This is a genomic window from Mycobacterium liflandii (assembly GCF_022354805.1).
Lineage (GTDB): Bacteria > Actinomycetota > Actinomycetes > Mycobacteriales > Mycobacteriaceae > Mycobacterium > Mycobacterium marinum.
This window is the reverse complement of sequence record NZ_CP023138.1, coordinates 2,375,455-2,387,550: the sequence shown is the minus strand read 5'-3', so window position 1 is coordinate 2,387,550 and position 12,096 is coordinate 2,375,455. Positions and strand designations below refer to the sequence as shown.

Sequence of the window (12,096 nt, the reverse complement as noted above, 5' to 3'; positions counted from 1 at the left end):
TGTGAGTTTCGCGCAGGGGGTTGCGGCTGGGGCCGCATGGGGAACCCTGGAGGGATGAGCACACCAACGGAAGTGGAGGAACTAATCGACGCCCTCGCCTACGACGTTTACGACATCTACTACGGAATCGAGCACGACGGCCCGCAGTACAACAAGGAGCAGGGAGTGGTCGCGGCGCGATATCTGGCCCGCCGGCTGCTCCGGCGTCGCTGGCGCAAGACCGCCACCCGCGCCTTGCCACGTTGCCCGCACGGAACGGTGACCTGCTTCGACCCGTCGCCGCACACCCGTTGCGAAATATAGGGCAGCAACTACCGAGAGCGCAGTTTCCCAAGAATCCACCAAGCCTGACGGCGCAGTCTGACCTCACTACGAGGACCCACTGGAAGGTGACTGCCGTGTCGAACTCCACAGCGCGCGCGCAGGCCGCGCTGGATTCTTTTCCCGGCCCGGTCACCATGCAGCAACCCAGGTGGGTGACCCGACTCGGACTCGCGGTGGGCGTGGCGCTTACCTTTACCTTCCTTTGGTTCGTCTTCGTCGGAGTCGGTGACTCCGACCCCCACTTTCCCCGCGCGGCACAGGCATTCTTCGGGACGTTGGTGTTCGGAACCTCGGGCGTGTTGGCCCTCGCGCTCTCCATCAGCGACCTGCGCAACCCGCCCGAACTGGTCCTGGACAAGCGGGGATTCGGGATCATCAAGGCCCACGATGCCCAGAACTTCCGCTGGAGCGCCGTCGAGAACTTCCGGATCAAGTCGGTTCGCGTCCATGGCCATGCGATACAGCGGGTCTGTTTTGACGAAGTCGAGACCGACCGCACCGGCGGCCAACGCCGCGACATGGTGTCCTTCCCGAACACTTACGGGCTGTCCAGGGAGTCGTTCTGCTCGATGATGCAGGCCTGGCGTACCGCGGTACTGAACACAAATCGTCCCCAGTCCGGATAGGTTCACCGCAGCGCCTTCGGCTACAAATTAGGGTCATGGAGCAGACCAGTCCCAGCCCCTTCATCGTCTCGAATCACCGCGATCACCTCAGCGCGCTCCCTTTTGGCGACACGCAGGATTTCACCGCCGCCGATCGCGGTTTCATCGCCAAGTTGTCACCGTGCGTGGTGACCGCCGCCGACGGCCGGGTGGTCTGGGATAACGATTCCTACTCCTTCCTCGACGAGGATGCCCCGCCGTCGGTGCATCCCAGCCTGTGGCGTCAGTCGCAGCTCTGCGCCAAGCAGGGCCTTTACCAGGTGGTCGAGGGCATCTACCAGGTGCGCGGACTGGACCTGTCCAACATCAGCTTCATCGAAGGCGACGCCGGTGTCATCGTCATCGACCCGCTGGTCTGCACCGAGACGGCGGCGGCCGCGCTGGCCCTGTACCGCGAATACCGCGGTGACCGAGCGGTGAGCGCCGTCATTTATACCCACAGCCACGTGGACCACTTCGGGGGCGTGTTCGGGGTGACCACCCAGGCCGACGTCGATGCCGGCAAGGTCGCGGTGCTGGCGCCCGAAGGATTCGTCGAACACGCGGTGCAAGAGAACGTCTATGCCGGCACCGCGATGGCCCGCCGGGCGGCGTACATGTACGGAGCGGTCCTGCCGCGTGGTCCGCAAGGTCAGGTGGGATGCGGCCTGGGACAGACCCCTTCCCTGGGTGAGGTCGGGTTGATCGTGCCGACGATCGACATCACCAGCACCGGCGAGATCCACACCATCGACGGTGTCGACATCGAATTCCAGATGGCTCCCGGCACCGAGGTGCCGGCAGAGATGCACTTCTACTTCCCCAAGTTCCGGGCGCTGTGCATGGCCGAGAACGCCACCCACAACCTGCACAACCTGTTGACCCTGCGCGGCGCGCTGGTGCGCGATCCGCACGCGTGGTCGGGCTACCTCACCGAGGCCATCGACACCTTCGCCGATCGCACCGACGTCGTATTCGCCTCACACCACTGGCCGACCTGGGGCCGCGAGGGCATCGTGGAATTCCTCTCGCTGCAACGGGATCTATACGCCTACCTGCACGATCAGACGCTGCGCCTGCTCAACCAGGGATACACCGGTATCGAGATCGCGGAAAACTTCCGGATGCCCCCGGCGCTGGAGAAGGCCTGGCACACCCATGGCTACTACGGATCGGTCAACCACAACGTCAAGGCCGTCTACCAGCGTTACATGGGCTGGTTCGACGGCAATCCCGCCCGGCTCTGGCAGCACCCGCCCGAAGCGATCGGGCCCCGATACGTCGAGGCCATCGGCGGCATCGACCGCACCCTCGAACTGGCCCAGAAGGCCTACGACACCGGCGACTACCGTTGGGCTGCAACACTTCTTGATCACATTGTGTTCACCGACGAGCAGCACGCCGGCGCGCGCAAGCTGTACGCGGACACCCTGACGCAGTTGGCCTACGGGGCGGAGTGCGCCACCTGGCGAAACTTCTTCCTGTCCGGAGCCACCGAGCTGGCGGCGGGCAACATGGGAACGCCCACTCAGGCCGCCTCGTCGGCCTCGTTGCTCGGCCAACTCACGCCCGAGCAGATGTTCGACGTCCTGGCGATCAGCGTGAACGGTCCGAAGGCGTGGGATCTCTCGTTGGCACTTGATGTTTCGTTCGACGACCTGGCAGTCAATTACCGGCTCACGCTGCGCAACGGGGTATTGGTCTATCGCAAGGCCAGCGCCGATGCGTCAACCGCGAATGCCACGATCAAACTCGCGGGCAAGCTGAGGTTGGTCACCCTGGCAGCCGGGGATCAGACCTCCCCCGGCGTCGAGATCAGTGGCGACCCGCAAGCCCTGCAATCCCTTGTCAGTGTGCTCGACAGGCCCAACCCCGACTTCAACATCGTGACGCCGTAGTACCTCTCCACGCACCCTAGCTGTCGGTTCCCCGAACTCCCCGATACAGACGCCCGACCAGGCGGCCGAGGATCCGGGTTCGCCGCGCCGAGTACGGGTACATGTGGACGTCGCGACGCGCGTGGAAGCGGGAAATGAGCAGCGCCTGCTGGCGACAGTACTTGCGGATGCCACCCGGGCCGTGGCGATAGCCAACCCCGGAGCCCGGCTTGGCTCCGCCCATCGGTAGCTCCAGCTCGGTGTAGTTCAACAGCGCGTCGTTGACGGTGACCGCACCCGAATTGACGCGTCGCGCCACGGCCTCGGCGTGCGCCAGATCGCGGGAGAACACCGCGGCGCACAGTCCGTACTCCGAGTCGTTGGCCAGCCGAATCGCCTCTTCGGCGTCGGCGACCTTCATGATCGGCAACGTCGGCCCGAAGGTCTCCTCGCGCATGCAGGCCATGTCGTGGTTGACGTCGACCAGCACCGTCGGTTCATACCAGTACCCCTTCGTCCGGCCGCAATGACCGCCGGTGAGCACCTTCGCGCCACGTTCAACCGCTTCCTCGACGTGGCGCTGCACCGTTTCGACTTGCGGTGGGAAGGTCAGTGACCCGACGTCGACGCTGCCGGGGCCGGCGGGTACGCCCTGGCGGATCGCACGCACCTTTTCGGTGACCTTCGCGACGAACTCGTCGTAGACCGGCGCCTCCACGTAGCAGCGCTCGATAGAGATGCACGTTTGACCGCAGTTGAACATCGAATAGTAGGCGGCGTGGTTGGCTGCCCGCTCGATGTCGGCATCGGCGAGCACGATCATCGGGTCCTTGCCACCGAGCTCGAGCGATGCCGGTATCAGGCGCTCGGCGGCGCGGACCGCGACCTTGCGCCCGGTGGCGGTGGAACCGGTGAACATGATCATGTCGACCTCGTCGATGACGGCCGCACCGGTGCCGCCCCGGCCGGTTGCCACCGCGAACACGCCGTCAGGCAAACCGGATTCGGCCAGTCCCTGCGCCAGTAGCAGCGAAGTCAGCGGCGTGACCTCCGAAGGTTTGAGAATCACGCTGTTTCCGGCCGCGAGTGCGGGAATGCAGTCGCCGAAGGAGTTGGTCAGCGGGTAGTTCCACGGGCCGATGACTCCGATGAGCCCCATTGGCCGGTAGCGCAGCACCAGCCGCTTGCCCTTGACGAATACCGACGATGAGTGGATCCGCTCGTCGGCGAGGTAGCGCGGGGCTTTGTCTGCCCAGAACCCGAATGCCGCTGCGCCGTATATGAGTTCGGCGATCTGCGCGTCCTCGTAGGTCTTGCCGGTTTCGGAGCAGATCGTCGCGATCACCTGATCTGCGTTGTCGACGAGCCAGCGCTGCATCCGCTTCAGCACGACGGCTCTGCCCTCGTAGCCCAGCGCCTCCCAGCCCGGTTGGGCGGCCCGGCGGGGCCGGGCCAGCTCGGCGATCTGCGCCGCACTCATGTCGGGAACATGCCCGATGACCTCACCGGTCGCGGGGTTCTCAACCGGGATCTGAGGCTGGCCATCATCCTTTTGCGTTGTTGGTTCGGTTGCGATGCTTGACATTTCAATCTCCTCAGGATCTCAGCGCAGCGTGTCGATAGCGGCTTGGCCGCCGCCGCGCCCGGACGGGATATGGGTCATTACGTGCCCGGTCATCACTGCTGCGCCGGGCTAGCCTGGGGAACGGTGATGTCGCGTTTGAGGATCTTGCCGGTAGGCCCCTTGGGCAGTTCATCGACGAACCAGATCCGACGGGGATACTTGTAAGCGGCGACGCGTTCTTTGACGAAGTCCGAAAGCGCTGCGGCGTCTGACGTGGCGCCCGGTATCAGCGCAATCGCGGCGCCCACCTCCTCCCCGAGCATGTCGTCGGGAACGGCGACCACCGCCGCCTCGCGGACCTCGGGATGCTCGTAGAGCACCTCCTCGATCTCGCGCGGGTAGACGTTGTAGCCGCCCTGGATGATCATGTCCTTGGACCGGTCCACGATGAAGTAGTAGCCGTCCTCATCGATGCGCGCCAGATCCCCGGTGCGAAACCAGCCCTCGGCGTCGATCGCGGCCGCGGTGGCATCGGGCCGGTTCCAGTAGCCCTTCATCACGTTGTGCCCGCGGATGGCGATCTCGCCGATGCCGTGCGTGTCGACTTCGAGAAGTTTCATCTGGACCCCAGCGATCGGCGTGCCGATCGACCCCGGCTTGCGCTCCCGATCGGGATGGTTGAACGACGCCGTCGGCGAGGTTTCGCTCAGGCCGTACCCCTCGAGCACCATGGTGCCGAAGGCCTGCTCGAAGCCGCGCATCACTTCGACCGGCATCGCGGCCCCACCGGACACGCACAGCCGCAACGATCCGGTGTCCGGGCGCTCGGTGCTGTGCAGCATCGCGGCGAACATGGTGGGCACGCCCTCAAAAACAGTGACCCGGTCTCGCTCGATAATCTGCAACGCCTTCTCCGGCGAGAAGCGCGGGATCAGGGTCAGGCATGCGCCGGCGGCGACTGCGGCGTTGAGCCCGGCGGTCTGCCCGAACGCGTGGAACAGGGGCAGGGCGCCCAGGATCACATCATCGGGCCCCACCTGCAGCATCTGCACGATCACCTCGACGTTGCGGCGCAGGTTGGCGTGGGTGAGCTCTGCGCCCTTGGGCTTTCCGGTGGTGCCCGAGGTGTAGAGGATCACCGCGGTGTCGTCGTCCTCGCGCACGGCCGCCTCTTCGAGCGGCTCGGCCGCTTGGATGAGTTCCTCGAATTCGCCCGGCTTGACCAAGATGCACTCGGCGCCAGCCTCATCGGCACCCGCTTGAGCTGCGGGAGCAAACTCGTGCCAGGCGATGATCGCCTTGGCTTCGGAGTCGGTGAGATAAAAGCTGGTTTCCCGCTCCTTGAGCAACACGTTCATCGGCACCACCACCCCGCCCGCACGCAGCACGCCATAGTAGGCAACCGCGAAGTAGGGGACGTTGGGCAGCATGACACCCACCCGGTCGCCGGGTCGTAATCCGCGCTGGATCAGCAGGCCGGCGAGCCGCGCACTGGCGGTATCAAGTGCGCCGTAAGGTATTTCGATTTCGTCGAGACGCAACGCGATTCGGTTCGGGTGGCGGCGAGCGCCCTCGATCAGGTTGCCGGCCAGACTGGTCACTTCGGATCCTCCTTGGGTTGCGTTCTCGCGGTGCGAGTTCGAGTCTTGCGCTTTGGGCGCGGAATCACCAGAGCAGACAGCTCTGCCAGCTCCGCCTTGATGTCTTCGATGAATGGCCACGCGTCCTCGACGAGGTCACGATCGGCGATCACGCCGATGTCGAGTGAGTCGCGGTAGCTCAACACCGTGAGGTTGACCCCGACGCCGTCGATGACGATCGACACCGGGAATTGGGCTTGCAGCCGGGCGCCGGCCAGATACAACGGCGTCGGTGAGCCCGGAACGTTGGAAACCACGACGTTGACCGGCGGCGCCAGTGGGTCGCTGACCGACAGCTGGCCGACGACCCGGGATGCCCGCGCCAGCAATGCCGGTGGAATGAATTGGTTGGCGTCTTGCATCAGCTTGGCCGGGATGGCGCGGTGACGCTGCTTGGCCGAGCGCATGACGTCATTGACCCGCGCGACTCGCCGCCGAGCGTCGGGTTCGTCGGTGGGCAGCGGCACGATCATCGTCGAGACGCGGTTACCGAAGGTCCCGGCTTGCTCGGGGGTGCGCACCGACACCGGGACCATGGCCAGCAACGGCTCGGTCGGCAGATCGCCGGCGGCGGCCAGCCGCCGACGCAATACCCCGGCGCTCAATGCGAGCACGACATCGTTGACGGTGACGCCCATCGCGTTCTTGACCGCCTTGACATCGGCCAACGGCACCGAGGCGAACGCGAACCGGCGGTGCGGACCGATACGCCGGTTGAATCGTGTTCGAGGTGCCCGCAGGTTGGTCCGCTCCAGCACGCCGCCGTCGCGGCGCCGCGCGCCGGTCAGCAGAGCGCTGCCGGCCGCCAGCGCCCGCACCCCGGGCAACATCCGCACGGTGGGCACTTGGTCCAGATGTGGCAGCGTGCGCGGTGTCGCGGCGAGCGCGCGCAGCGGCTGCCGGGCCAAACCGAGCAGACCGCGCAGCAGTAGCCCCACTTGACCCGGAACCGGGTCGCCGCGCCGAGGAGGGCGCTGCGCCGGTTCGAGGCGCTCGAGTGTGCGGGGGTTCGGGTCGGGATCCAACAACACGCTGAGCAACTCGCCGCCCGACACCCCGTCGACGGCGGCGTGGTGGATCTTGGTCATGATCGCGACTCGCCCCCCGGACAAGCCCTGGATGAGATAGAGCTCCCACAGTGGACGCCCGCGGTCCAGCGGGCGCGAGTGCAGGCGCGCCACCTGCTCGGCGAGCTGGCGGTCGTCACCCGGGGCGGGCAATGCCAGCTCACGGATGTGAAACTCGAGATCGAAGACCGGATCGTCGAACCAATAGGGGTGGTCGAGGTTCAGCGGCACAGGCGCCAATCGCCACCGAAACGGCGCCAGTGAGTCGATCCGCGTCGCGACGAGGTCGCGCACAGCCTCGAGGGTAAGCCTCGCCCCGGGCGCGGTCGAAGGATCGTAGATGCCCAACGCGCTGACGTGGCCGTGCGTGCGACCGTCTTCAGCGGCGAGAAACTGCGCGTCAAGACTGGTGAGCTGGTGCATCGCAGCTCACCCGAACACCGGGAAGCTGCGGCGCTTGGCCAGCCGGTCCATCCCGTCCTGGATCGCGCTTTGTACTTCCCGGTAGATCTTGTCCACGTACTCGGTGTCGTCGGCGCGCGCCGGGTCGGTATCGACGTAAACCGGATCGAGGAACTCGGTGCGGATCTTGGCCGGCAACGGCAGATGTGCGGACAGGATCTCGACGGCCAGCGGGAACGGGAAGCCCGCGATGATCGGTATCGTCGCGCCGCGCAGCCGCTTACCCAGACCCGTCCAGCGAGCAATGAACCGGCCCTCGGACAGCACAAACACGGTGCCGGTGGCCACCGACCGTGGCCACCGGCACAATCGGCACACCGGAACGGATCGCCTGGCGCACAAATCCCTTGCGGCCGGACAAGATCGCCTTGTCCCGCTGGCGCCAGTTGCGCATCGCATCCTGCTCGCCTCCCGGCCAGACGACCACATCGTGGCCCGCCGCCAGGGCATCGGTGACCCCCTTGCGGGACGCCGGAATCACCCCGAGGGCCTTAAAATAGTCGCCCAGCAGCGGCGCGGCCATCAACACGTCGTGGGCGGTGCCGTTCAAGATCCGCCGTCCCTCGAACCGCCGATACCAGGAATGCACCAGCGTCCACGCGTCCATTGTCAGCGAGCCGCCCGAATGGATGCCGATCAGCAACGACGGTTCGTCAGGGATGCGGTGCCAGCCATCGATCTCCACCCGAAAGTAATTGTCGCACAGGAACTTCCAGATCGGATTCTGCACGTATCGCATGAACTGCTGGTTGGGGGCCGCGGCGGACATCGCCCCGGCAATGCGACGTGCCATGAATTTCTCCAGCCGCCCCTGGGGCGCTTGCCTGGTATTGATGGGGGTGACGGTCGCGGTCGTCATGAATGTTCCTCCTTACGCGTTTCACGCCGAGCGAGCGCTCGACGGGATGGCATCAGCTGCCCTTGACTGTCATTGACTGAACGGATCGCCCGGACCATGGCTGCGCGATGGGGTGGAACGGAATCCGACGTCTCCAAAATTACGGCTCCCAGAACTCGGAAACGAGGTCGTCAGGCAACCAACTCCGCAGGCAGTCTTTGTCTCTCGAGAACAAACCTCTTCGCGCCGGGCGAACCCGCGAATCACTTCGCCGGCCCGCCGCCGCGTCATAGAGTCTGGGCATGGCCGCAGACCGCCAGCAAGACTCCGTCGACACCTGGGCGGTCGAAATCGTCACGCGGCTCGGTGACCTGATGACTTCGCTTGTCGACACGGTCGAAGCCGAGGTGGTCAGCGAAGTCGGCGAACTGCGCGAGGACGCGTTGCTGACGAGACTGTTGCATGACAGCATCAGGGCGAATATCGAGACGGTCTTCTCCGCCATCCGCCACGGGATCCGAATCGAAAACGTCGAGCCGCCAACAGCCGCACTCGAGCACGCACGGCGCCTGGCACAACGCGAGGTGTCGGTGAACTCGCTGGTGCGCTCCTATCGGCTGGGAAACAAGGCGGTACTCGACGTCGCACGCGGACAAGTCCGCGCCTTGAAGCTGGACCAGGGCCTGAGCCTGGACGTATTCGGCCGCATCGAGCAGGTCACCTTCGGCTACGTCGATCACATCACCCAAGAAGTGGTGAATACCTATCAGAGTGAGCACGACCGTTGGAGCGAGAACCGAAACAGTCTGCGCGCGTTGCGAGTACGTGAAGTACTCGACGGAGCCCAGCTCGACGTCGATGCCATGACGACCGAGATTCGCTATCCACTCAACCTCATCCACCTGGCCACCGTGATGTGGTTCGACGGGCCCGCCCTCGGCAACGAACTCGCGATCATGCAACGGGTTATCCGCCAATTCGGACAGTCGGTTGGCGCGAGCGCGAGCCCGTTGTTCATCCCGGTGGACCGACTGACCGGATGGGCATGGGTCCCGTTGACGACCGACACCGCGCGAAACGCGGTGACAGAGATCCGCGAATTCACCCGGGAGCGAACCGACATCCCGTGGATCGCGGTTGGCGATCCCCTGCCACATGTAGCCGGCTTCCGCCGCTCGCACTGGCAGGCGCGGGACGCTCGTTCGGTAGCAATCGTGTTGGGCTCCAATGCGCATCGGGTCACCGCCGCCGGCGATCCTGGGCTCTCCATGGCGGGTCTACTCGGCCGCAACATCGAGGACGCGGCGGCCTGGGTCGGCCAGATACTCGGCCCGCTGGCCTCTCAAACCGATAGCGACGAGCGGCTACGGGAGACGCTGCGCGCGTTCCTGCGCAGCGGATCGAGCTTCAAAGCGGCCGCCGAGGCGCTTCACCTGCATCACAACTCCGTCAAGTATCGAGTGCAGCGCGCGATCAAGCGTCGGGGCCGACCGCTCACCGATGACCGCCTCGACGTTGAAGTCGCACTCCTGCTTTGCCATTGGTACGGGGCCGCAGTTCTGGGCTGATGTCGGTCAGCCCAGAACTGCCGTGGTTGTCCACGTCAGGCGTTGCCCCCGCCAGGCACGGCGATCGCAGCGATGGCTTCCGCGGTGCGATGTGCCAGAGCCATTGTTGAGATCATCGGATTGGCACCGCTGGCACTCGGCAGTGCGCTCGCGTCACCGATGAAGACCCCGGGCGTGTCGTGCAGCTCGCCCCACTCGTTCGCAACCGAGGTGGCCGGATCCGAACCCATCCGGCAGCTGCTCATCTGGTGGGCGGAGAACAGCCGATGCCCGCCCGCGCCAAGCGGAATTCGCTGCATCTCGGCGATGAACGCCTCGAGGTCGTCGCCGGCGCGCCAGCGGGCGCCGGTTGCGGCGAACGACACGATCTCCCGAGCCCCACCCGCGGCATGGATGCGGATCTGAGCTTCGATCGACTGGTGCGCGATGCGCACGTCGAGTTCGTCGGTCAGATCGTAGTGAACCACCGCCTCCCCGGCGTCGTCGATCGTGACGGTCCCGTGCCCGCGGTCGCGGGCCAGCCCGATCAACCAGGCCGCGTTCCCCAGCCGCGCCATCGTTTCCTTGTGCTCCTCGAAGGTCGCACGCGCCATGCCGCCGGCAATGATCGATGTCGCCCATTGGGCACCTTCGATCAGGAAGCCGTAGCCGTCTTCGATATCGGAGAACTCGTCGACCAGTGCGGTCATCGGGCCGCCCCACCACGGCTGCTGCGGCTCGTCGTGTAGCGCGAGCATGGCGACCACCGGATGCAGGTGCAGATACCGGCCGACCGCCGGACCGCCGATACCCGAGCGCAGCAGCAGCGCGGGAGACTCGAGCGAGCCGCATGCGGCGACCACGCGCGGCGCATTGACCTGCAACGGCACACTCGCCCCAGTGCGCGGGTCCACGAAACTGGCCTGCACCCCGGTGGCGCGCCCGTCCCGCGTCAGCACCCGCTCGGCGCGACAGCGTGCGATTACCCGGGCACCGCTGTGCACCGCGTCGCGCAGGTAGGTGCGACGCACATCGAGCTTGGCTCCGGAGCGGTCACCCAAGCCGATGTAGCCCGCGGTGTCCGGTGAATACGCGGCCGGATCCGCGTTGCGGAACAGGGTTTTGAAGGACCAGCCCAGCTCTTGGGCGCCGTCACGCATGCGTTCGTGGGGGCCGTTGAGGTCCGAGCAATCCGGGTTGACCCCGAGGCGCTCCCATACCGCGTCCAGGTGGCGGTCGAACTCGGGTCCGTCCACATCTTTGAGGCCAAACTCCTGCGCCCATTGTTCGCGCACTTGCGCCGGGGTGCGCAAGCAGTTCGACCAGTTGATCGTCGGGCCGCCACCGAGCGTCGCCCCGGCCAGCAGGGTGACGTTGAAATCGGCCGTCGGGGTGGGGCCGCCGCGCCAGAACATCTGCTGGAAAGCGGGCAACTCGATCCCGCTGAAGTCGGGGTCATTGAAGTTCCCACCCGCCTCGAGCACCACGACATCGAGCCCGGCCTGCGCCAGCACGCCCGCGATCAGACCGCCCCCGGCCCCCGACCCGACCACACAGACATCGGCGCTGAGCTCGGGCCCGTCGGGAACAAACGGCACGGGGGCCTCGTCGCCGCCCGGCTCGATACGCGGCGCGCCCGGGTAACCGAAACCTTCCCACATGGGGTTGCTAGCAGTCTGCGGATCGGGCCCCGCGTAGGCGACCGCAAGGGTCAGCGATACCAGCGCGTTCATCGCCGCCGCCGGCTGCGGACCCAGCTGGGCAAAGTCACCGATGAACCGCTCGCGCGCCGATTGCGAGGCGGCGACGAATCCCTGCGCATGCAGCCCGTCGAGCAGTGCGAGCATGCGCGCGCGCTGTTGCTCGGGAAGTTCCACGAGGGTGAATCCGACCGCGACATCCGCGTGCAGGTCACTGCCGCCCAGCGACCAGAACCGGGTTGGGTCATCGGAGCGATCCAACGATGGCACGACGGTGTCCGCCAGCGCTGCCAAGACCGCGCGGTGCGTATCGGTGACGGGGGAATTCATTGGTGCCTCCTACAGGCTGATGGGATCTTGACTCCGTTGCGGGGAGGTAGCGAAATCGCGACGCGTGCCCTCCGCGCGGTCGCAATAAGAATTGCCGAGACGA

8 protein-coding genes and 1 pseudogene are annotated in these 12,096 nt (G+C 65.9%); 4 read left to right on the top strand and 5 right to left on the bottom strand.

Features of this window, described 5'->3' with window-relative positions:
* Positions 1-54: 54 nt before the first annotated feature.
* From CKW46_RS10855 to CKW46_RS10845, 3 genes are all read left to right on the top strand, one after another.
* Entirely contained in the window at positions 55-303 is a 249-nt protein-coding gene (locus CKW46_RS10855; protein WP_015355051.1) for a hypothetical protein, read from the top strand.
* A gap of 95 nt (positions 304-398) precedes the next feature.
* Complete coding sequence (locus CKW46_RS10850; protein ID WP_117438173.1) at positions 399-950, top strand: hypothetical protein; 552 nt, start codon at positions 399-401, stop codon at positions 948-950.
* A gap of 35 nt (positions 951-985) precedes the next feature.
* On the top strand, positions 986-2,866 hold the full coding sequence (locus CKW46_RS10845; protein ID WP_482053147.1) for an alkyl/aryl-sulfatase: 1,881 nt from the start codon (positions 986-988) through the stop codon (positions 2,864-2,866).
* Between the two features lie 16 nt (positions 2,867-2,882).
* On the opposite strand, the gene CKW46_RS10840 is transcribed toward CKW46_RS10845, so the two are convergent.
* The 4 genes and pseudogenes from CKW46_RS10840 to CKW46_RS10825 form a co-directional block, all read right to left on the bottom strand.
* Complete coding sequence (locus CKW46_RS10840; protein ID WP_482053146.1) at positions 2,883-4,430, bottom strand: aldehyde dehydrogenase family protein; 1,548 nt, start codon at positions 4,428-4,430, stop codon at positions 2,883-2,885.
* 92 nt (positions 4,431-4,522) lie between these two features.
* A complete protein-coding gene (locus CKW46_RS10835; RefSeq protein WP_117438176.1) occupies positions 4,523-6,010 on the bottom strand; it encodes a long-chain-fatty-acid--CoA ligase in 1,488 nt (495 codons plus the stop codon).
* A complete protein-coding gene (locus CKW46_RS10830) occupies positions 6,007-7,539 on the bottom strand; it encodes a WS/DGAT/MGAT family O-acyltransferase (protein WP_015355046.1) in 1,533 nt (510 codons plus the stop codon). The genes CKW46_RS10835 and CKW46_RS10830 overlap by 4 nt, the downstream gene beginning before the upstream one ends.
* Positions 7,540-7,545: 6 nt before the next feature.
* Positions 7,546-8,437: pseudogene (locus CKW46_RS10825) on the bottom strand (lysophospholipid acyltransferase family protein).
* 281 nt (positions 8,438-8,718) lie between these two features.
* Between CKW46_RS10825 and CKW46_RS10820 the strand changes: the two are divergent.
* A complete protein-coding gene (locus CKW46_RS10820) occupies positions 8,719-9,984 on the top strand; it encodes a PucR family transcriptional regulator (protein WP_482053145.1) in 1,266 nt (421 codons plus the stop codon).
* Between the two features lie 35 nt (positions 9,985-10,019).
* Here the strand turns inward: CKW46_RS10820 and CKW46_RS10815 are convergent, their stop codons facing one another.
* Positions 10,020-11,993: a GMC family oxidoreductase gene (locus CKW46_RS10815; RefSeq protein WP_482053144.1), complete on the bottom strand. Its 1,974-nt coding sequence runs from the start codon at positions 11,991-11,993 to the stop codon at positions 10,020-10,022.
* Positions 11,994-12,096 lie beyond the last annotated feature (103 nt).